The sequence below is a fragment of the Catenulispora rubra genome, from assembly GCF_015356825.1.
Taxonomy (GTDB): Bacteria; Actinomycetota; Actinomycetes; order Streptomycetales; family Catenulisporaceae; genus Catenulispora; species Catenulispora rubra.
Window position 1 is genome coordinate 1 of the sequence record NZ_JAACYW010000023.1, and the last position, 20,633, is coordinate 20,633.

Sequence of the window (20,633 nt, forward strand, 5' to 3'; positions counted from 1 at the left end):
GCCCCGAACCCCCGCCGCAGCGCGACAACCGGGCCTGGTCGCCGATGCCGCCGCCGCCCGCACGCCTCGACGACCCGACGCACCACGGCGCCCCCGGCGACTGGTACGCCGCGGAGCAGACCAACGTCATGGCCCAGCAGGGCCATGACGACTTCCACGGTCCGGACGACTACGACGAGGACTACCTCGAGTCCCACCCCCGGGGCGGAGGCGGCGGCCGGCGCGCAGGCGGCCGCGGCGCGACGGGCCCGGCCAAGCCGCCCCGCAAGCGCGGCGTGCTCGCCGGCCGGATCACCGCCGCCACGATGAGCGCGGTGGTCGTGCTGGCGACCGGCTTCGTCTGGTTCGAGAACAAGCAGCTCACCGACGGCCTGCACACCTCGGACTCGATCAACCAGATCAAGCCCGGCCAGGACGGCTACGTCGCCCCGCACCTCGGCGCCGACGTCAACCTGCTGCTGATCGGCCTGGACTCGCGCAAGGACATGAACGGCAACGACCTGCCGACCTCCCTGGTCGAGGACGAGCTGCACGCCGGCTCCTCCTCCATCGGCGGCTACAACACCAACGTGCTGATCCTCATGCACATCCCGGCCAACGGCGGCAAGGTCACCGCGTACTCGATCCCGCGCGACAGCGACGTGGAGCGCCCCGGCGGCAGCGCGAACATCCCCGGTCTCGGCACGGTCCAGGTGCCGGACATGGGCATGGGCAAGATCAAGGAGGCCTACGGCGACGCCAAGGCCTACGCCGACCAGAAGATCAACGCCTCCGGCAAGAAGGTGGACAAGGCCACCGAGGAGGCCGAGAGCCGCGAGGTGGGCCGCGAGGCCACGATCCGGGCCGTGCAGAAGCTCACCGGCCAGCACGTCGACCACCTCGCCGAGGTCAACCTGGTCGGCTTCTACGACATCGTGAACGCGATCGGCACCATCCAGGTGTGCCTGAAGGCCCCGGCCTACGACCCGATCATGGACGGCGCGGGTACCGGCATCAACCTGCCGGCCGGTGTGTCCACCATCAACGCCGCGACCGCCCTGCAGTTCGTGCGCCAAAGGTTCCACCTGCCCAACGGCGACCTGGACCGCACGCACCGCCAGCAGGCGTTCCTGTCCTCGGTGACGCAGGCGCTGAAGAAGAAGGGCGTCCTCGGCGACGTCGGGTCCATGCAGGGCCTGTTCAACGTCGTGAAGAACGACATCGTCATCGACAACGGCTGGAGCGTGCTGGACTTCGCGTCCCAGGCCTCGAACCTGACCGGCGGCAACACCGAGTTCATCACGCTGCCGACCACCGGCACCGTCACGATAGCCGGCGAGAGCGCGCTGACCGTCGACCCGGCCGCGATCAAGAGCACGATGGCCGCGACGTTCAACAACGACGCCGCGGTGGCCCCGCCGCCGACCACGGCCTCCAGCTCGACCCCGCCCCCGGCGGCGCCCTCCACCACGGCGACGCCCCCGGCGACCATCACCGTGCTGAACGGCACCACCACCACCGGCTTGGCGCTGAAGGTCTCCGGGCAGCTGTTCGACGCCGGCATCCCGACCAGCAAGACCGGCAACGGCGGCAACGGCGTGCAGCACACGATCATCCGCTACGGCAGCGGCGAGGAGGCCCTGGCCAAGCAGATCCAGGCCAAGCTCGGCACCAAGACCGCGCCGATCGCCAGCGACTCGCTGGCCAAGGGCACGATCACGGTCACCGTCGGCTACGACTACAAGACGCCGCCGGCGACCACGACCACGCAGCCGTCGAACCAGCCGTCGAACCAGCCCTCGGGCGCCCCGACCAGCGTGGCCAGCGACAACTCCGCCGACTCCTCCGGGCTGAGCTCCGGTGGCGCGGTCACGTCGCAGAACGGCATCCCCTGCGTGTACTGATCGACTAGTACGCGACGAGTACGCGAGGCCGCCGCGGGCGCCAGAAGCTGAGGCTTCTGGCGCCCGCGGCGTTTGCTGTTACTACGACTACGAATATGGGACCAACGCGCTACTTCACATAGCGCTCGGCGAACTCCGCCACAGCCTCGACCATCTCGTCGAGCGAGGGCCCGGGCGCCGTCATGGCCTTGATGTTCTTCATCCACGGAGCGCCCAACAGGTCCGTGACGCCCCACTCCTCCACCTGCTCGCACAAGGTCGGCGTGGGCTCGGCCAGGACTGCGAGCATGGCGCGGAAGGGCCGATCAAGAGTCCCCGCCTCCTCGCGGGCCGCACGGATCCGCTCCATGATCGCCCGCGTCTCGTCGACCGTGTGGTAGATCCCGATCCAGCCGTCGTTCCGTGCCGCGCGCCGGATCGCGATGTCCGAGACGCCGCCGATGTAGACCGGGATCGGGTCGTTCGGCGTCGGCGTGATCGAGCACGGCGGGAGCGTGTAGTTCGGCCCCGACACCTCGACCACGTCGCCGGTCCACAGTCGGCGCAGCGCGCCGAGCATCTCGTCCAGCCGTGCCCCGCGCTTGGCGAAGGCCTGGCCGGTGGCTGTGAACTCGTCCTTGCTCCAGCCCGGACCGACGCCGAGCGCGACGCGGTGGTGGCCGTCGGCGGAGCCCTGCGAGAGGTAGGCGGCCGTCGCGAGTTGGTTCGCGACGGTCAGCAGATCGCGGGCCGGGGCCACGTAGATGTTCGTGGTGAATTGCAGCCGCGTCGTCACGGCAGCCATCGCCGCGATCGCCACCCACGGTTCAGGCCAATGAGTGTCCTTCGACCAGTACCGGGATCCGTCCGGCGTATACGGGTAGGGGGAGGACAACTCGACCGGATGGAACAGGTGGTCCGGGATGGCGATCCCCTCGAACCCGTACTCCTCGGCGGCCCGTGCCAGGCCGGTGAGGTGCGCGGTGTCGCAGAACGCCGGTGAGAGCCAGAACTTCATGGGCCGCCTCCCCTTCACTTTTCGCCTGGAAGGAATCAATCTGACACCTAGTCAGATGTCAAGCGCGATCCGAGGACAGGGGACGGTCGGCAGATGGGCAAATTGGACGGGCGGGTGGTGTTGATCACCGGCGCGGCGCGGGGCCAGGGCGCCGAGGAGGCGCGGCTGTTCGCGTCCGAGGGCGCGCGGGTGGTGATCGCGGACGTGCTGGAGGACCTGGGCGACCAGGTGGCCGAGGAGATCGGCGACGCGGCGCGGTTCGTGCGCCTCGACGTCACCGACGAGGCGCAGTGGACCGCCGCCGCGGACTTCGCCGAGGCCGAGTTCGGCAAGCTCGACGGCCTGATCAACAACGCCGGCATCCTGCGCTTCAACAAGATCGAGAAGACCAGCGTCGAGGAGTACATGCAGGTCGTGACGGTGAACCAGGTCGGTGTCTTCCTGGGGCTGCACGTGTGCCTGCCCCGGATCCGGGCGGCCGGCGGCGGCACCGTGGTGAACACCGCGAGCGTCGACGGGCTGGCCGGCATGGCATACCTGGGTTCCTACGTCTCCACCAAGTTCGCCGTCAGGGGCCTGACGCGCGTGGCGGCCCTGGAGGCCGCGCCGACGGTCCGGGTGAACTGCATCTGCCCCGGCGGCGTGCACACCCCGATGGTCACCGAGCTGATGCCGGAGGACGCCGACCCGAACGCCGGCTACTCCGGCGTCCCGCTCAAGCGCGTCGGCACCGCGAACGAGATCGCCAAGGCCGCGCTGTTCCTCACTTCCGACGACTCGTCCTACTGCACCGGCGCCGACTTCGTCCTCGACGGCGGAGCGCTGGCCGGCGTCCGTTTCGACTAGACGACTGATCCGACGAGACGACCGACCAGGAGGCGCCATGGAGTTCGGCATCTTCGTCCAGGGCCACGTGCCGCTCGCGCAGCTGGCCGCCGACCCCGATTTCGAGCACACCTCGCTGATGAACGACGTCGCGATCGCCAAGGCCGCGGACAAAGCGGGCTTCAAGTACGTGTGGGCCTCCGAGCACCACTTCCTCGACGAGTACTCCCACCTGGCGAGCAACGACGTCTTCCTGGGCTACCTGGCCGCCGCGACCGAGCGGATCCACCTGGGTTCCGGCATCTTCAATCCGTTGCCGCAGGCCAACCATCCGGTGAAGGTCGCCGAGAAGGTGGCCACGCTGGACCACCTGTCCGGCGGCCGGTTCGAGTTCGGCACCGGACGCGGCGCCGGCTCGCGCGAGATCCTGGGTCTGGGCCTGCCGGACACCACGGTCACCAAGGAGATCTGGGCCGAAGTGGTGCGCGAGATCCCCAAGATGTGGATGCAGGACTCGTATTCGCACGACGGCAAGTGGTTCTCGATGCCGGAGCGGAACGTGCTGCCCAAGCCGTGGAAGAAGCCGCATCCGGCGATGTGGTACGCGGCCGGGAACCCGCCGTCGTACGAGATGGCCGCGCGGATGGGGCTCGGCGTGCTGGGCTTCTCGGTGGGCTCCGCGGCCGACGCCGAGACCGCGGTCGCGGCCTACAAGAAGGCGGTCCTGTCCGCCGAGCCGATCGGCGCGTACGTCAACGACAACGTGATGGTGACGTCCTCGGCGGTGTGCCTGGCCGACGGCGACCGGGCCCGGCACGCGGCCACGACGATGGGGATGGGACGCCTGCAGTCGCTGGTGTTCCGCTACCACGACACCTTCCCGCGGCCCGACTGGATCCCGGCCTGGCCGGCGGTACTGCCCGAGCCGACGCTGGAGGAGGTCGAGTGGCGCGCGCACAACGGGTACCTGATCTGCGGCGACCCCGACGAGGTGCTGACGCAGATCAAGCGCTACGAGGCCACGGGGATCGACCAGCTGGTGTTCGGCCTGCCGATCCAGCTCTCGCTCGCCGACACGCTGGAGACGATCGAGCTGATCGGCCGGCACGTGATCCCCAAGATCGACAAGGATCCGGTGCACCGGACCACGCGGTTCCGCAGTGCCGCCGCGGCGTTGGGCAAGTAACCGTGTAAACAACGATGGATCCAGGATTCACCCCCGAGAACCACTTCTGCAGAAGGAGCTGTCTTGCGCATCGGCGTCACGGTCTTCCTGACCGACCAGACCATCGGTCCGGCCGAGCTCGGGCGCGCGCTCGCCGAGCGCGGCTTCCAGTCGTACTACGCCCCCGAGCACACCCACATCCCAGTCAGCCGGGCCACCCCGGCGCCGCTCGGGGAGCCGCTGCCGGACTACTACTCGCGGACGCTGGATCCCTTCGTCGCGCTCGCCACCGTCGCGGCCGCCGCCCCTGGCCTCCGCGTGGGCACCGGCATCTGCCTGGCCGCGCAGCACGATCCGCTGCTGCTGGCCAAGACGGTCGCGACCCTGGACCTGGTCACCGGCGGCAACCTGGACCTCGGCGTGGGCTTCGGCTGGAACAAGGAGGAGATGGCCGACCACGGCGTCGACTTCGGAACCCGGCGGGAGCAGGTGCGGGAGACCGTGCTGGCGATGAAGGAGCTGTGGGGCAAGGAGGTCGCGTCGTACCACGGCGAGCACATCGGCTTCGACCCCTCGTGGTCCTGGCCGAAGCCGGCGGCCGGCTCCGTCCCGGTCCTGATCGGTGGTGCGGCCGGACCGAAGTTGTTCAAGGCGGTGATCGACTACGCCGACGGCTGGATGCCGATCGGCGGACGCGGGCTGACGCAGGCGATGCCGGTGCTGCGGGCGGCGGCCGAGGAAGCCGGACGGGACCCGGACGCCTTGCGGATCGTGCCCTTCGGAACCGAGCCGACCCCCGGCAAGATGGAGCACTACCAGGCGTTGGGCATCGAGGAGATTGTGTTCAACGTCCCATCGGCGCCCGCGGACCGGATCTTGCCGGTGCTCGACGACTACGCTCGCTATGTCGAACGGGAATAGATCCGGTTCATTGCCGCGTAGGAACTGGAATGACGATGCAGCCGACCGCCAATGCCATGCGCCGTGCCCTGCACCGGGCGGGTGAGGGAGTCGCGCTCAGCGTCGAGGAGGCGGCGGTCCTGCTCGCCGCTCGCGGCACCGACCTGGACGTCCTGTGCGCCGTCGCCTCCCGCCTGCGAGATCAGGGCCTGGAGGCGGCCGGCCGGCCCGGCGTGGTCACCTACTCGCGCAAGGTCTTCATCCCCCTGACCCGGCTGTGCCGAGACCGATGCCATTACTGCACTTTTGTCACGGTTCCCGGCCGCCTGGACTCCCTGTACCTGTCGCCCGACGAGGTGCTCGACATCGCCGCGAAGGGTGCGGCGCTGGGCTGCAAGGAAGCGTTGTTCACGCTGGGGGACCGGCCGGAGGACCGGTGGCCGCAGGCCAAGGAATGGCTGGACGCGCACGGCTACGACTCGACGCTGGACTATGTGCGGGCCATGTCGATCCGGGTGCTGGAGGAGACCGGCCTGCTCCCCCACCTCAACCCGGGCGTGCTGTCCTGGTCCGACTTCCAGCGGCTCAAGCCGGTGGCGCCGTCGATGGGGATGATGCTGGAGACCACCGCCACCCGGCTGTGGTCGGAGCCTGGTGGGCCGCACTACGGGTCCCCGGACAAGGAACCCGCGGTGCGGCTCCGGGTATTGGAGGACGCGGGACGCTCTTCGGTTCCGTTCACCACCGGGATTCTCATCGGGATCGGCGAGACGCTGGAGGAGCGCGCCGACTCGATCTTCGCCATGCGGAAGGTGGCGCGGGCGTATCGCGGGATCCAGGAGATCATCATCCAGAACTTCCGGGCCAAGCCGGCCACGGCGATGATGAACACCCCCGACGCGGACCTGGAAGAGCTCGCGGCGACGATCGCCACGGCGCGCGTCGTGCTCGGGCCCTCGGTCCGGATCCAGGCGCCGCCGAACCTGGTGGACGCGCAGTACGCGCTGATGCTGCGGGCCGGTATCGACGACTGGGGCGGGGTCTCGCCGCTGACCGCGGACCACGTCAATCCCGAGCGGCCTTGGCCGGCCATCGACGAACTGGCCGAGCAGTCCTCCGCCGCGGGCTTCACGTTGAAGGAACGCCTGACGATCTACCCCGAGTACGTGCTGCACGGGGAGCCGTGGCTGGACCCTCGGATCATGCCGCACGTGAAGGCGCTGGCCGACCCGGAGACCGGGATGGCCGTGGAGGGACGGATCCCCACCGGGATCCGGTGGCAGGAGCCTGACGGCGGCTGGGACACCTCCAGCGGCCGTACCGACCTGCACACCACCATCGACACCGACGGCCGCAGCGAGGACCGCCGCTCCGACTTCTCCGACGTCTACGGGGACTGGGACGAGCTCCGTGAGCACGCCTCTCGGACTTCCGTCGACCACAGCGCTCCGGAGCGCATCGACGCGGCGCTGAAGACCGCGCTGGCGGCTGCTGAGCGTGACCCGGGGAACCTGTCGGACACCGACGCACTCGCGTTGATCCACGCCGACGGTCCCGCGCTGGAGGCGTTGGCCGCGTTGGCCGACGGGCTGCGGCGGGACGCGGTCGGCGACGAGGTGACGTACGTCGTCAACCGGAACATCAACTTCACCAACGTCTGTTACACCGGCTGCCGGTTCTGTGCCTTCGCGCAGCGGCGTACGGATGCGGACGCGTACACCCTTTCCGTGTCCGAGGTCGGCGACCGCGCCGAGGCCGCGTGGCAGGTCGGGGCCACGGAGATCTGCATGCAGGGCGGTATCCACCCGGACCTGCCCGGCACCGCGTACTTCGACCTGGCCGCCGAGATCAAGAAGCGCGTCCCGGGGCTGCATCTGCACTCGTACTCGCCGATGGAGATCATCAACGGGGTCTCCCGGACCGGCATGTCCATCCGCGAGTTCCTGACCGCGGCCAAGGAGGCGGGCGTCGACTCGCTGCCGGGGACCGCCGCCGAGATCCTCGACGACGACGTGCGCTGGGTGCTGACGAAGGGCAAGCTGCCGGCCGCGCAGTGGATCGAGGTGATCACCACCGCGCACCAGGTCGGGATCCCCACCACCTCGACGATGATGTACGGGCACGTCGACAACCCGGCGCACTGGGTCGCGCACCTGCGGGTGCTGGCCCGGATCCAGGACGAGACCGGCGGGTTCACGGAGTTCGTGCCGCTGCCGTTCATCCACTCCAACGCACCGGTGTACCTGGCCGGCATCGCGCGCCCGGGACCGACGATGCGGGACAATCGCGCGGTGCACGCGATGGCGCGCGTCATGCTGCACGGCCGCATCAAGAACATCCAGACCTCGTGGGTCAAGCTCGGCACCGACAACGCCCGCCTCATGCTCGCCGGCGGCGTCAACGACATGGGCGGCACGCTCATGGAGGAGACGATCTCCCGGATGGCCGGCTCCGAGTACGGCTCGGCGAAGGGCATCGCGGAACTGGAGGAGATCTGCGCCCCGCTCGGCCGCCCGACGCGCCAGCGCTCGACCCTGTACGGCGAGGTGCCGGCCGAGCGCATCCAGGCGGCGCGCGAGGCGGACTCGCGCGGGCTGCTGCGGACGATGCTGCCGCTGGCGTAGGTGTTTCGGCGGGCCCGGTATACCGGGCCCGCCGGCCTCAGTTGTACCTGGTCGGGAAGTCGTAGGGCACGAACGGTACGTCCCGTCCCACGTTCAGCTGCACTGTCGTGTGGTCCTTCAGCGCCACGGCGCGCGGGTCGCCGTCGTAGCTCTTGCCGTCCACCCAGACCGTCACGTCGCCCTGCGCCGGCCCGACCTCGTGGCGGTCCAGGGGCTGGCCCCACAGGTCGAAGAACTGGCCGAGGGTGAAGTCGTGCGGCGTCGGCGCCTCTTCGTGGATGACGCCGGACTCGTCGTGCGTGTGCAGCCAGTAGAAGCTGTGCGCCTCGGTGATCGAGGGGTCCGGGCGCGTGGGGTCCAGGACGACCGGGCGGGTCACCCCCACGCCGGCCGGGACCCACTGCTCCATGCCGTTGATGTACAGCGTCAGGTGCGAGTGCACGTGGTAGCCGCCGGCGACCATCGGGCCGGCCGGGATGCCGTCGACCGGTTTGCCGTCCAGGACGGCGGCGGTGGCCAGGACCGGCGGGTCGTCCACGATCTCGTCCGCGGCGGCCATCGGCGCGCCGCAGAAGCCGATGGACAGCGCCACGGCGGCCAGGGCCGCGAGGGTGGCGAGGGCGCCGAGCCGGCGGCGCGGAGACTGTGTGTGGCTCATCAGATCAGGATCATTCCAGCTTTTGCCCGCTGTGCCATGGATTAAGAGTATTCGTACTCGGCCGTGGATCGCGGTAAACGCATCATCACTCGAAAGCGTGAAAGGACCGTGGACAGAGGATCCGAGGATTTCGCAGCCTTCTACGAAGGCCACCGCGACCCCTGCTTCCGGGCGGTTCTGGTCAGCGTCGGCGACCGGCACCTCGCCGAGGAGCTGACGGCCGAGGCCTTCGCCCGGGCGTGGGGGCACTGGCGCAAGGTGCGCAAGCACCCGGCGCCGGCGGCGTGGGTGGTGCGCACCGCGCTGAACACGCACGTCTCCTGGTGGCGAAGACGCCGCCGCGAGGTGTCGTGGGACGCGCTCGCGTATCCCGACGCGCCGGGCGCCGGAGCGCGCGCGGGAGCGACCGCGGACCCGGGCCCCGACGGCGATGCGACCGCCGTCGAGCCCGTCCTGCGCGCCGCCCTGCGCAAACTGCCGCTCCGGCAGCGCGAAGTGGTGGTGCTGCGGGTCTTCCTCGATCTGGACACCCGGGGTACGGCCGCAGCACTCGGCATCGCCCCCGGCACCGTCCAGGCCCACCTCCACCGCGCGATGAAGACGCTGCGGACGGAGCTCGAAGATCAGACCGAGCGGGAGGAAGTGAAGTGATCAACACAGAAGACTTCGACGACATGATCGACGACGAGGAGGTGTTCGCCGGCCTGCGACGCTCCGTCGCCGGGGCGACCCTGCCCACCAGCGCCGCCGACGTGGCGGTCCTCGGCCGCCGCACCCGCAACCGGCACCGCGCCCTGGCCGCCGGCATCGGGACGAGCGCGGCGGCGCTCGTCGCGGCGGTCGGGGTGCTGGCGCCGTCGGCGGGGACGGGGGCCGGCGGCACGTCGACAGCCAAGAACCCTGTGACGCTCGACATCCAGGACGCCGGCTTCACGCTCCAGAAGCATGCGGACGGCGTCGTCGACCTGACGATGCAGGAGGTGTTCGACCCCGCCAAGCTCCAGGCCGCGCTGACCAAGGCCGGCATCAAGAGCGATGTCCAGGATGTGAGGATGCCGTCCGACTGGCCGGCCATGACGCCGATCGACTGCGCGGCGTCCGCGGGTGTCGAGCGGGACGAGAAGGCGATCTCCGAGGCGCTCGAGAACACGCCGCACGGGATGCCGCCCAACCTCGGCCCCGGGGGGCAGGCGAGGCGCGTGCCGAATCTGGACGCGCCATCCGTGCCACGTGGGCCCGGCTCTTCGGGTCCGGCGATCACCAAGCCGACCGGCGAGGGCTCGCCCGTCCTGTACGAGTTCCGCCCCGGAACGCTGCCGGCCGAGGACGTGGTCGCGCTTTTCCGGTTCGACTTCACCGGCAAGGCCGAGCACCGGATGTCGATGCTCGTCATCCTGACCGGCATGCCGGGCAAGTGCGTGCCGGTACCGGCGGGCAGCCCCGAGGCGATGAAGTCGCGCTTCTGACCGCCGCCATCCTTACCGCCGCTCTCACCGCAGCTCGCGCTTGAGCACCTTCCCCAGGGAGCTGCGCGGGAACGCCTCGACCACCTCGACATGCCGCGGCACCTTGTAGTTGGCGAGGCGTTCCCGGGCGTGCGCGATCAGCGCGTCCGGCTCGATCCGCTGCCCCGGCACCGCGATCACGAACGCCTTCCCCACCTCGCCGAGCCGCGGGTCCGGGACGCCGACCACCGCTGCCTCCTGGACGCCCGGGAACGTCAGCAGCACCTGTTCGATCTCCGCCGGGTAGGCGTTGAACCCGCCGCAGATGAACATGTCCTTGATCCGGTCGGTGATCCGCAGGTTCCCCGCCGCGTCCAGCTCCCCGACGTCGCCGGTGTGCAGCCAGCCGTCGGAGTCGATCGCCTCGGCGGTGGCCGCCTCGTCCTCGAAGTAGCCGCGCATCACGTTGTAGCCGCGCACCAGGATCTCGCCGGTGTCCTCGGCGGTCCGCACCTCGACGCCGTCGATCGCGCGTCCTGAGGTGCGTGCGACGACCTCGGGGTCGTCGCCGTCGCGGGACATGGTCACCACGCCGGTCGCCTCGGTCAGGCCGTAGGCGGTGATCACCGTCGACAGGCCCAGCGTGTCCCGCATCCGCTCGATCAGCTCCACCGGGATCACCGCCGCGCCGGTCGCCGCCGCCCGCAGGGAGCTGAGATCGTGCTTGGCCAGGTCCGGGTGCGCCAGCAGCATCTGGTACACCGCCGGGGCCGCCGGGAACACCGTGATCTGCTCGCGCTCGATCGTCGCGAACAGCGCCTCGGCGTCGAACGAGGCCAGCGGGACCATCGTCGCCCCGCGCGTCAGGCAGGCCAGGATCCCGGCCTTGTAGCCGAACGTGTGCGAGAACGGGTTCGCGATCAGATAGCGGTCCCCGGCGCGCAGGCCGACTATCTCCGACCACTGATGGAAGGCGCGCGTCGTCTGTCCGTGCGTGGTCTGCACGCCCTTCGGCGCACCGGTGGTCCCGGACGTGAAGAACAGGTCGCCGGGCGAATCAGGGGTCAGCGACGCCGCGACCTCGTCGAACACCGGCGCCGGCACCTTCATCCCCGGCGCCCGGAACTGCCGGCGCGAAACCACCGGCGGCATCCCGCCGTCGGTGAACGCGGTCATGACCTCCAGATCCGGCAGCTCGTCACGGATCGAAGCCAGCTGCCCTACGTAGTCCACGCCCAGGAACTCCCCGGAGACCGCGGCCAGCTTCGTCCGCGACTTCTCCAGGATGGAGCCGACCTCGGCCGCCTTCAGCCGGGTGTTCAGCGGCACCAGGATCGCGCCGACCGACACCGCGCCGAGCGCCGTGACGATCCACTCCGCCGAGTTCGGGGCCCAGATCGCCACGCGGTCGCCGGGCGCCACGCCCCAGGCGATCATCGCCCGGCCCGCTTGCCTCACGCGGGCGGCGAGCTCGGCGAACGTGAGGCGCTGCTCCCCGTCGACCACCGCCTCCCGCTCGCCGTGGTCGGCGGCGGCCCGCGCCACCAGGTCCGGGATCGTCGTGCCGAGCTGCACCGTCATGTTCAGCGGCCTTTCGCACAGAGGAACGCAGAGGAACGCACAAGGGAACTTGGCTCTGGCACCGTGCCGGGGCCCATGATAGGCAGATATCTGACGCAGCGTCAGATAGGAAGGTGTATGAATCCGACGCCCTTGAAGGACCGGGCCGCCATCGTCGGCATCGGCCAGACCGAGTTCGCCAAACACCTTGAGCCGTCAGAGAAAGCGCTCGCCTGCCGGGCCATCGCCATGGCGCTGGACGACGCCGGCATCGCCGCCCACGAGGTGGACGCGTTCGCCGCGTACACGATGGAGGCCACCGACGAGGTCGAGATCGCCAAGGCGGTCGGCGCCGGAGACGTCACCTTCTTCTCCCGCGTGGGCTTCGGCGGCGGCGGATCCTGCGCCACCGTCGGCCACCTGGCGATGGCGATCGCCACCGGCCAGGCGAGCGTGGGCGTCGCGTGGCGCTCCCGCAAGCGGGGTAGCGGCCCGCGGCCGTGGACCGACACCGTGAACCAGCTCGCCACGCCGGCGCAGTGGACCCGGCCCTTCGGGCTGCTGCGGCCGGTCGACGAGATCGCGGTCCTGGCCCGCCGGTACATGCACGAGTACGGCATGACCCGCGAGCAGTTGGGCGCGGTGGCCGTCGCCTGCCGCAACCGGGCCAACGCCAATCCGGCGGCGATCATGTACGAGCGGCCGCTGACCATGGACGACTATCTCAGTGCTCGCATGATCTCGGATCCGTTGTGCCTGTTCGACAACTGCCTGGAGACCGACGGCGCGCTGGCCGTCGTCATGGTCTCGGCCGAGCGGGCCCGGGACTGCCGCGGCGAGCCGGTCTACGTCCACGCCTTCGGTCAGGGCCTGCCGGCCCAGCACCACGGCATGGTCAATTACTGGAACGACGACCCGCTGGCCGGGCCGTCGTGGACCGCGGCGAGACAGCTGTGGAAACACGCCGACTTCGGCCCCGCCGACGTGGACGTGGCGCAGATCTACGACGCCTTCACGCCGCTGATCCCGCTGTCCCTGGAGGGCTACGGCTTCTGCGGCAAGGGCGAGGGCGCGGCCTTCGCCGACGACGGCGGGCTCGAACTGTCCGGCCGGCTGCCGATCAACACCTCCGGCGGCGGCCTGTCCGAGGCCTACGTGCACGGCTTCAACCTGATCAACGAGGGCGTCCGGCAGCTGCGCGGCACCTCCACGAACCAGGTCGCCGGGGCCTCGACATGCCTGGTCACCGCAGGCGAAGCTGTACCCACGTCGGCCGTCCTGCTGCGCCGGGGCTGACCGCACCGCACCGCACCGAACGGAGGGTCACCCACGATGCTCAAACCGCTCGTCGACGACGACGGCGCGCCGTACTTCGAGTACGCCGCCAAGGGCGAACTGCGCATGCAGACGTGCGCGAACTGCGGCGAGGTGCTGTTCCCGCCGCGGCCGATGTGCCCGAGGTGTCAGGGCACTGAGTTCGAGTGGAAGCTGATGTCCGGCCGCGGGCACGTCTGGTCCTACGCGGTGCCGCGTCCGCCGCTGCTGCCGGACTACGCGGCGCTGGCGCCGTATCCGGTGGTCGTCGTGGAGCTGGCGGAGGACCGGCGGCTGCGGTTGGTCGGGAACCTCGTGGCGTCCGAGGGCGCCGCGATCAACTCGGTGGATCCGGCGACGATCGAGATCGGGCAGCCGGTGCGCGCCGTGTTCCAGGAGATCGAAGGGGTTTTCGTGGCGGCCTGGACGCCGGATGAGTGACTTGGAGTTCAGTACCCTCCTGTACGAGGAACGGGACGGCGTCGCGTGGGTGACGCTGAACCGCCCGGAGCGCCACAACGCCTTCGATCTGGCGATGGCGGACGAATTCCACAGGCTGTGGAAAACGTTGCGGCACCGCGACTCCGTGCGCTGCGTGGTGCTGACCGGCAGCGGCGACAAGGCCTTCTGCACCGGGATCGACCGGGACGCGGTGGTGCCGCAGCCGTCGTCGCCGTTCATGGTCGACGACCCCGGCATGGCGCTGGGACCGAAGACCGCCGACCTGTGGAAGCCGGTCATCGCGGCGGTCAACGGGATGGCCTGCGGCGGGGCGTTCTACCTGCTCGGCGAGTGCGAGTTCCTGATCGCCGCCGAGCACGCCACGTTCTTCGATCCGCACGTCACCTACGGCATGGTGATGGCGTACGAGGCCGTGCACCTCGCGCAGCGCATGCCGCACGGCGAGCTGGCGCGCCTGGCGCTGCTCGGCACGGCCGAGCGCATGACCGCGCGGCGCGCCTACGAGATCGGCTTCGTCAGCGAAGTGGTGCCGGACAACGCGGCGCTGCTGGCGGCGGCCGAGCAGGCGGCGCGGACCATCGCCGAATCCGAACCCGCCGCGGTCGAGGGCACGGTGCGCGCGGTCTGGGCGGCGCGCGAGATGGCCAAGGCGCAGGCGCTGGGGCTGGCGCCGCATCTGGTGCGGCTCGGCAACCTCGGCGCGGAGCAGCAGGCGGAGCTGTTCGCGGCGCGGGCCAAGGGCGGCGGCTGGCGTCCCCGCTGAGGCGCCGAGGCGGGTCGCCAGCCTTTCGCCGCTGGGGCGAAACGCTGGCCGGGTTCGAGCCCTGACTCGTAATCTGCATGTCGCAGTCAAGGCGTGGGTGGCCGCGGGATCGGCACCCACAGCCCGGTTGACGATCCCCCCGGGTCAGCCGGGATCGCGGCTGGAGCCGTGTCGGGCTCCAGCCGCTTCTTCGTGTCCGCAATCGGTATTCGATTGCTGACATACCGCAACCGCCGGCGGTAACGATTTCGCCGGTATTCAGTCTTCAGCGCAAACCATGGTCATTTCCAGCCTGGAAGCGCTACCTTCGACGCACGATGGCGGCCGAGTCATCCCGCCGACCCGGCCGTCATCGTTCTGCCGGCGCGTGGGGATCAGGCGGGCAGCCGCATGGAGTCGGCGGGCGAGGCCCCCGGTGCCGCGGCTACCGGTGCCCCCGTCGGAGCCGGGATCGCGGCCGGCAGCACCGTCGCCATCGGCACCGCCACCGGCAGGTTCAGCGGCGTCGCGGTGCGCGGCGGCCGCAGGCTCCGGTGCGGCTCGCCGGCGGCCCCGGACCCGTTCGGCGCGGGCAGCCCGCAGCTGGCCGTCTCACCGTCCGCCGGCTGCGCCTGGCCGTAGATCCGGGGCTGGTGCTGCGCGGCCCGGCTCAGGGCCGCGGCCAGCCGCCGGGCGGCCGTCGGGCTGATGCGGCCCACCGTCACCATCGGCCGTCCGTACACGTTCACGTCACCCCGCAAGCGCGGGATCTCCCCGGCCAGCCCGAGGGCCGCCAGGGCGGAGCGCAAGAGCTCCGTGGCCTCGATGGCCTCGGCCCACGCCAGGCCTAAAAAGGGTTCGTCGTCCCCGCCGCCGGCGGGGTCGTTCTGCGGTACTGCGGCGGATTCGCCCATCGTCGTCATCTCCTCCGGACTGTGCAAGAGTCGACAACGCACATCGGTCACGGTCAATCGACCGAACAGGTGATAGGGAAGTGCTTCCGAGTAAAAGCCGCCTCTGATACACACGGAGGTGTGACGTCGTTCACCGGACGGGTCGCCGTCGTCACCGGCGGGACCAAGGGCATCGGACGGGCGGTCGCGGCGCGCTTCGAAGCCGCCGGAGCCACCGTGGTGACGCTCGCACGGACCGAGCCGGCGCAGGCCGTCGGCCGCTTCATCGCCGCCGATCTGGCCTCGCCGGTCGCCATCCGGGCCGCCTTCGCGGCCATCGAGGACGAGTTCGGGCGCGTGGACGTGCTCGTCAACAACGCCGGCGGCGCGCGGCCGGGCCGGGCGCTGGACTACCCCGAGGACGCGGCCCGCGCCGCGTTCGATCTCAACGTGCTGGGTGTCCTGCACGCCGCGCAGTGCATGTACCCGCTGACGCCCGAGCACGGCGGCGCCTCCATCGTGAACATCGGCTCGGTGGCCGGGACCCGGCCGAGCCCCGGCACGGCCGTCTACGGCGCCGCCAAGGCCGCGCTGGCATCGCTCACCAAGAGCCTGGCGCTTGAGTGGGCGCCGCGGGTGCGGGTGAACTGCGTGGTGCCCGGGCCGGTGCTCACCGAGTCGCTGACCGCGTACTACGGCGGCCCGGAGGCTGCGGCGCTGGTCGGGCAGGGGCTGCCGATGGGACGGATGGCCGAGCCTGCGGACATCGCCGGGGCCTGCCTCTACCTGGCCTCCGACGAGGCCGGCCAGGTTTCCGGCGCGGAACTGCTGGTGCACGGCGGCGGTGAGGCGCCGCGCTTCAACCGCGAGTCCGGGGCGGCGGGCCGCGGTATCGCGACAGCCGGGACGTGACGAGCATGATAACGAATCCCGATCATGGACAACCACCCAGGGCAGCATTGGCTGATCAAGAAACCAAAGTGCCGGGTAAGGGGTCCACACCGCATAAACTGACGACATGACAGCTCAGCAAGTGCGCACCGTCGACGGGCGGATCGCGGGCAAGCGCGGCCAGGCCACCCGGGCCCGGCTGCTGGAGTGCCTCGGCGAGATGCTCGTCGGGCAGCCGTACCGCTCGATCACGGTGATCGACGTGGCCCGGCTGGCCGGCACCTCCCCGGCCACGTTCTACCAGTACTTCCCGGACATCGAGTCGGCGATCATCGAGATCGCCAACGACATGGCCAAGGACGGCGCGCACCTGAAGGAGCTCGCGGACGGCCGCACCTGGTCCGGCCGGGCCGGCATGCAGGCCGCCGAGGCACTGGTCGACGGGTTCCTGGAGTTCTGGAACGAGCACGAGGCGATCCTGCGCGTGGTGGACCTGGCCACCGCCGAGGGCGACAAGCGCTTCCACAAGATCCGCATGAAGATCCTGAACAACGTCACCATCTCCCTGGCCGACGCGATCACCGAGCTGCAGTCCGCCGGCAAGGCCGACGCCGTGATGCCGCCGACCGCGACCGCCGGCGCGCTGGTGGCGATGCTGGCCTCGATCTCGGCGCACCAGCGGGTCTTCGAGGCCTGGAGCATCAAGCTGGCCGAGCTGCGCGCGGCGATGATCGGGTTGGTGTTCATGGGCATCACGCAGAAGAAGCCGGTCGCGGTCTAGCGCCACGGCCTGCCTTCGGATTAGCTCCCGGAGGAAGGGGAAACCCTGACCCCGAGTCAGATCGGTACCCATCCCTGCAGGGAGCTCCGATGACGTTCCTCGCCCTCGCCGTCCGCAAAGCCGCCCGGGAGCACGGAGCCGCCACCGCGCTGGTGGCCGACCGTGGCCCGCTCTCCTTGTCCTTCCAGCAACTCAACGCGGCCTCCGAGGCCATGGCGGCGCGGCTCGCGGTGCGGGGCGTCGGCCAGGGCCAGGTGGCCGCGTTGTTGTTACCCGCCTCCCTCGACTACGTCGTCGCCTACTGCGCGCTGGCGAAGGTCGGTGCCGTCACCGCCGGCGTCGGGGCGCACTACTCGCCCGCCGAACGGCAGGCGATGCTCGACGGGGTCCGGCCCGATGTGGTGATCGGGACCGAGGAGTTGTTGAACGGCCGGCTGCCCGACGCTCAGATCATCCCGGTCCGCCAGGCCGAGGACCGTCGGGAATTCGCGGCCGGACTGCCGATGCTGGGCCGCGAGCGGCGGCGGACCTTCCCCGGCCCGCGCTCCCACAACGACTCCGAGACCATCGTCTTCACCTCCGGAACCTCGGGTCTGCCGAAGGGAGCGCTGTTCGGCGCGAAGCAGATCGCTGCGATATCCGACATGGACAACCGCGCGCAGTCCGCGCCGATGCCTCTGCTGGTCGCCACCGGCCTGAACCACGTCGGCTTCATGACCAAGCTCGCCGGACACCTGCTGGCCGGAAACCGGCTGCACATCCTGCCGCGCTGGCGGGCCCGGGAGGCGCTGGGCCTGATCTGCGACGAGGGCGTGCCGGTGATAGGAGGGGTAGCCGCTCAGGTGGCCCTGCTGCTCCGGGTCCCCGAGTTGCACGGCTACCGCACCGACGCCATCAAAGCCCTGATCATCGGTGGCGGCCCGTCCCCGGCGGAGCTGGTCCGGAAGGCCCGCGAGTCGTTCGGCGCGGCCTACTCGATCCGTTACTCCTCCACGGAATCCGGCGGCCTCGGCACTTTGACGGCCTTCGACGCGCCCGACGAAGAGCTCTTCAACACTGTCGGCCGCCCGCGCGAGGGCACCGAGATCTCGGTGCGCGACGAGGAGGGCAAGGAGATCCCGGCCGGGGAGACCGGCGAGGTCTGGATCCGCTCGGCCTCGGTGATGTCCGAGTACTGGCACGACCCGGCCGCCACCCGCGCGGCGCTCACCCCGGACGGCTGGCTGCGCACCGGCGATGTCGGCCTCCTCGACGACACCGGCTGCCTGCGCCTGGCCGGACGTCGCGACGACATGTTCATCCGCGGCGGCTACAACGTGCATCCCCAGGAAGTGGAAGCGGTCCTCCAGGAGCACGCCGGGGTCCGCGAAGTCGCCGTGGTCCCGCGCCCGGACGCGGTGATGGGACAGGTCGGCGTGGCCTTCGTGGTGCCGCGCGATCCGAACGCGCCGCCGACCGTCGAGGAGCTGCGGCTGTTCGCCGGGTCCCGGCTGGCCAGGCACAAGCTGCCCGAGGAGGTGCGGGTGGTTCCGACCCTACCGTTGACCGCGGGGCAGAAGGTGGATCGTTCGGCATTGCGAAAGCGGATCGGCTCATGACGAACAAATCTGTGTGAACGCAAGATCTCTTGCTTGTTTCCTCTGTGCTAATTCGCATCTCCGTCCTAAACTGACGCAGCGTCAGGTTACTTGTGAGTCGGCTCCTGAGAGGGCGGTGCGATGCCTGCCACCAGCGTCATGTCTACCGAGCAGATCAAGGTGACCCGGCGTCGGCCTGTTTCCGAGGACCGGCGCCAGCACGTTCCGGCACTGCCCCTGGACCCCGATCCGGCGCCGCGCGCCCCCGCGATCGCGCTCATCACCACCGGCGCGCACACGGGATGCCCGCTGGTGACCGCCGACGAGCTGGGCGTTCCGGTGGCCGGCTGGACCTACTGCGGCCCCGGCGAGGACGGTCCGACGTTTGCGGACGCGGTCGAGGCGTTCGCTCAGGCGGACGGCGTCGGGGCGATCGCCGCGTGCGTGGACGCGATCGGCACCGATCTGGACGGCAGGGCGCTGATGCGGGCCGCGGAGGCCGCGTCCGGGGCGGGGCGTCCGCTGGTCGTGCTGGCCACCGGCGCCGACCGGGTGATCGACGCGGTGCTGCGGCAGGCCGGGGTGGTCCGGGTCGAGGGCTTCGACCAGCTGCTGGACTGCGCCGCCACGCTGGCCCGCTTCCCGCGGCCGGCGCAGCGTCCCGGTCCGGTCCGGATCGCCGCCGACTCCGGCGGCGCCGCCACCCTCCTGGCCGACCTCGCCCGCCGCGCCGGTCTGGAGGTCGAGGACGCCGGGCACGCCCCGGACATCACCGAACTCGCCGCGCGCCCCGGCGCCGGGATGCTGCTGTACGCGGTCACCGAGACCGGGTCCTCCGGCGAGTGGACGGCCGCCGCGCTCGTCGAGGCCGCGCGCGAGAGCGACACTCCGATCGGCGTGGTGTGGTGCTCCTCCGGCGGCACTGAGACCGGCTATCGCCTGATCCTGCAGCGCTCGCCGGAGATCGCGACGTTCCGCACGCTCACCAACGCGGTCGCGGCGGCCAAGGCCTACTACGACCACTGCGACTACCGCTTCCGGATCCCCTCGCTGGTCGAGGACAACGCGATGGCCGGCGTGAAGGCGCGCCAGATCCTGACCTCCGGCGGCGCCCCGGGCACGGTCCGCAAGCGGGACACCGACCCCGCCAAGGGCCTGTCGGAGTCGCAGACCCACCAACTCCTGCGCGCCTACGGCATCCGCACTCCCCGGGAACAACTGGTCACCAGCGCGGCCTGGGCCGTGCGCGCCGCCGCCACCATCGGCTACCCGGTGGTGATGAAGGCGTCGGTGGCCGGACTGCCCTCGGCCTCGGCGGCCGGTCTGACCCGCACGAACATCACGTCGGCCTCGCAGGTCCGGGAGAACTTCAAGGACCTGATGGACTCGGCCGGCCGCCAGGGCTTCGGGACGCTGGACGGTGTGCTGATCGGCCAGCAGATCACCGGCGGCGTGGACACCATGGTCGGCATCCGGCGCGACGACCGCTTCGGCCCGGCCGTCGTGGCCGGCGTCGGCGGCGCCTACGCCGAGACCCTCGGCGACGTGGCGATCCGCGTCGCCCCCTTCGACGCGCACCAGGCGCACCGCATGCTCGACGAACTGCACTGCCTGCCGCTGCTCACCACCGCCGGCGCCGACCTGGAGGCGCTGGCCGACACCATCCTGCGGGTGCAGCGCATGGCCCTGGACCTCGGCGACGTGCTGGAGAGCTTCGACATCGCGCCGCTGCGGGTGCTGGGGCGCGGGGGCGGGACCGTGGCGCTGGACGCCTCGGCGCGCTTGATCGTGCACTGAGTCGCAGTGAGCCGCACTCAGTCGCGCTGAGTCGTACTGATAGAGGAGACATAGACCGGTCCAGCGCCGGAACGCTGTCGTGCTGCTGCGCGACCGCGGTCCGGCGCTGACTCATTCGA

18 protein-coding genes are annotated in these 20,633 nt (G+C 70.6%); 14 read left to right on the top strand and 4 right to left on the bottom strand.

Annotation, left to right across the window (positions count from 1 at the left end):
• On the top strand, positions 1-1,883 hold a 1,883-nt coding region (locus GWK61_RS09300; RefSeq protein WP_194907118.1), incomplete at its 5' end, for an LCP family protein.
• Between the two features lie 109 nt (positions 1,884-1,992).
• Here GWK61_RS09300 and GWK61_RS09305 read toward each other — a convergent pair.
• Entirely contained in the window at positions 1,993-2,880 is an 888-nt protein-coding gene (locus GWK61_RS09305; RefSeq protein ID WP_194907120.1) for a TIGR03619 family F420-dependent LLM class oxidoreductase, read from the bottom strand.
• A 93-nt stretch (positions 2,881-2,973) separates the two neighbouring features.
• On the opposite strand from GWK61_RS09305, the gene GWK61_RS09310 reads away from it, so the two are divergent.
• The 4 genes from GWK61_RS09310 to GWK61_RS09325 all read left to right on the top strand — a co-directional run bounded on the left by GWK61_RS09310 (position 2,974) and on the right by GWK61_RS09325 (position 8,394).
• Entirely contained in the window at positions 2,974-3,726 is a 753-nt protein-coding gene (locus tag GWK61_RS09310; protein ID WP_194907122.1) for a glucose 1-dehydrogenase, read from the top strand.
• Positions 3,727-3,763: 37 nt separating this feature from the next.
• Positions 3,764-4,891, top strand: a complete 1,128-nt coding sequence (locus GWK61_RS09315) for an LLM class flavin-dependent oxidoreductase (RefSeq protein ID WP_194907124.1) — start codon at positions 3,764-3,766, stop codon at positions 4,889-4,891.
• Between the two features lie 63 nt (positions 4,892-4,954).
• Positions 4,955-5,791: an LLM class F420-dependent oxidoreductase gene (locus GWK61_RS09320; protein ID WP_194907125.1), complete on the top strand. Its 837-nt coding sequence runs from the start codon at positions 4,955-4,957 to the stop codon at positions 5,789-5,791.
• Between the two features lie 29 nt (positions 5,792-5,820).
• Positions 5,821-8,394, top strand: coding sequence for a bifunctional FO biosynthesis protein CofGH (locus GWK61_RS09325; protein ID WP_194907157.1), 2,574 nt, complete (start codon positions 5,821-5,823; stop codon positions 8,392-8,394).
• 37 nt (positions 8,395-8,431) lie between these two features.
• Here the strand turns inward: GWK61_RS09325 and GWK61_RS09330 are convergent, their stop codons facing one another.
• Complete coding sequence (locus tag GWK61_RS09330; RefSeq protein WP_194907159.1) at positions 8,432-9,052, bottom strand: hypothetical protein; 621 nt, start codon at positions 9,050-9,052, stop codon at positions 8,432-8,434.
• Positions 9,053-9,160: 108 nt separating this feature from the next.
• Between GWK61_RS09330 and GWK61_RS09335 the strand changes: the two genes are divergently transcribed.
• Together GWK61_RS09335 and GWK61_RS09340 are read left to right on the top strand one after the other, a co-directional pair.
• Entirely contained in the window at positions 9,161-9,703 is a 543-nt protein-coding gene (locus tag GWK61_RS09335; protein WP_194907161.1) for a SigE family RNA polymerase sigma factor, read from the top strand.
• Complete coding sequence (locus GWK61_RS09340) at positions 9,700-10,518, top strand: hypothetical protein (protein WP_194907163.1); 819 nt, start codon at positions 9,700-9,702, stop codon at positions 10,516-10,518. Before GWK61_RS09335 ends, GWK61_RS09340 begins: the two co-directional genes overlap by 4 nt.
• Positions 10,519-10,542: 24 nt before the next feature.
• Here the strand turns inward: GWK61_RS09340 and GWK61_RS09345 are convergent, their stop codons facing one another.
• A complete protein-coding gene (locus tag GWK61_RS09345) occupies positions 10,543-12,078 on the bottom strand; it encodes a FadD3 family acyl-CoA ligase (protein ID WP_194907165.1) in 1,536 nt (511 codons plus the stop codon).
• A gap of 117 nt (positions 12,079-12,195) precedes the next feature.
• Between GWK61_RS09345 and GWK61_RS09350 the strand changes: the two genes are divergently transcribed.
• The 3 genes from GWK61_RS09350 to GWK61_RS09360 are packed head-to-tail and all read left to right on the top strand — an operon-like array spanning position 12,196 to position 14,596.
• A complete protein-coding gene (locus tag GWK61_RS09350) occupies positions 12,196-13,353 on the top strand; it encodes a lipid-transfer protein (protein ID WP_194907168.1) in 1,158 nt (385 codons plus the stop codon).
• A 36-nt stretch (positions 13,354-13,389) separates the two neighbouring features.
• Positions 13,390-13,812: a Zn-ribbon domain-containing OB-fold protein gene (locus GWK61_RS09355; RefSeq protein WP_194907177.1), complete on the top strand. Its 423-nt coding sequence runs from the start codon at positions 13,390-13,392 to the stop codon at positions 13,810-13,812.
• Positions 13,805-14,596, top strand: coding sequence for an enoyl-CoA hydratase/isomerase family protein (locus GWK61_RS09360; protein ID WP_194907180.1), 792 nt, complete (start codon positions 13,805-13,807; stop codon positions 14,594-14,596). Before GWK61_RS09355 ends, GWK61_RS09360 begins: the two co-directional genes overlap by 8 nt.
• A 374-nt stretch (positions 14,597-14,970) precedes the next feature.
• Here the strand turns inward: GWK61_RS09360 and GWK61_RS09365 are convergent, their stop codons facing one another.
• Positions 14,971-15,489, bottom strand: coding sequence for a hypothetical protein (locus GWK61_RS09365; protein WP_194907182.1), 519 nt, complete (start codon positions 15,487-15,489; stop codon positions 14,971-14,973).
• A gap of 120 nt (positions 15,490-15,609) precedes the next feature.
• On the opposite strand from GWK61_RS09365, the gene GWK61_RS09370 reads away from it, so the two are divergent.
• From GWK61_RS09370 to GWK61_RS09385, 4 genes are all read left to right on the top strand, one after another.
• Positions 15,610-16,380, top strand: coding sequence for an SDR family oxidoreductase (locus tag GWK61_RS09370; protein ID WP_194907185.1), 771 nt, complete (start codon positions 15,610-15,612; stop codon positions 16,378-16,380).
• A gap of 106 nt (positions 16,381-16,486) precedes the next feature.
• Complete coding sequence (locus tag GWK61_RS09375; protein ID WP_194907186.1) at positions 16,487-17,140, top strand: TetR family transcriptional regulator; 654 nt, start codon at positions 16,487-16,489, stop codon at positions 17,138-17,140.
• A gap of 89 nt (positions 17,141-17,229) precedes the next feature.
• Positions 17,230-18,738, top strand: coding sequence for a class I adenylate-forming enzyme family protein (locus tag GWK61_RS09380; RefSeq protein WP_194907189.1), 1,509 nt, complete (start codon positions 17,230-17,232; stop codon positions 18,736-18,738).
• A gap of 138 nt (positions 18,739-18,876) precedes the next feature.
• Complete coding sequence (locus GWK61_RS09385) at positions 18,877-20,514, top strand: acetate--CoA ligase family protein (protein WP_194907191.1); 1,638 nt, start codon at positions 18,877-18,879, stop codon at positions 20,512-20,514.
• The last annotated feature ends 119 nt before the right edge of the window (positions 20,515-20,633 follow it).

Excerpts from the sequence above, each read along its gene's own strand:
- GWK61_RS09305 (WP_194907120.1), bottom strand. The coding sequence starts at position 2,880 with ATGAAGTTCTGGCTCTCACCGGCGTTCTGCGACACCGCGCACCTCACC.
- GWK61_RS09310 (WP_194907122.1), top strand. The coding sequence starts at position 2,974 with ATGGGCAAATTGGACGGGCGGGTGGTGTTGATCACCGGCGCGGCGCGG.
- GWK61_RS09315 (WP_194907124.1), top strand. The coding sequence starts at position 3,764 with ATGGAGTTCGGCATCTTCGTCCAGGGCCACGTGCCGCTCGCGCAGCTG.
- GWK61_RS09325 (WP_194907157.1), top strand. The coding sequence starts at position 5,821 with ATGACGATGCAGCCGACCGCCAATGCCATGCGCCGTGCCCTGCACCGG.
- GWK61_RS09330 (WP_194907159.1), bottom strand. The coding sequence starts at position 9,052 with ATGAGCCACACACAGTCTCCGCGCCGCCGGCTCGGCGCCCTCGCCACC.
- GWK61_RS09345 (WP_194907165.1), bottom strand. The coding sequence starts at position 12,078 with ATGACGGTGCAGCTCGGCACGACGATCCCGGACCTGGTGGCGCGGGCC.
- GWK61_RS09350 (WP_194907168.1), top strand. The coding sequence starts at position 12,196 with ATGAATCCGACGCCCTTGAAGGACCGGGCCGCCATCGTCGGCATCGGC.
- GWK61_RS09355 (WP_194907177.1), top strand. The coding sequence starts at position 13,390 with ATGCTCAAACCGCTCGTCGACGACGACGGCGCGCCGTACTTCGAGTAC.
- GWK61_RS09360 (WP_194907180.1), top strand. The coding sequence starts at position 13,805 with ATGAGTGACTTGGAGTTCAGTACCCTCCTGTACGAGGAACGGGACGGC.
- GWK61_RS09365 (WP_194907182.1), bottom strand. The coding sequence starts at position 15,489 with ATGGGCGAATCCGCCGCAGTACCGCAGAACGACCCCGCCGGCGGCGGG.
- GWK61_RS09375 (WP_194907186.1), top strand. The coding sequence starts at position 16,487 with ATGACAGCTCAGCAAGTGCGCACCGTCGACGGGCGGATCGCGGGCAAG.
- GWK61_RS09380 (WP_194907189.1), top strand. The coding sequence starts at position 17,230 with ATGACGTTCCTCGCCCTCGCCGTCCGCAAAGCCGCCCGGGAGCACGGA.
- GWK61_RS09385 (WP_194907191.1), top strand. The coding sequence starts at position 18,877 with ATGTCTACCGAGCAGATCAAGGTGACCCGGCGTCGGCCTGTTTCCGAG.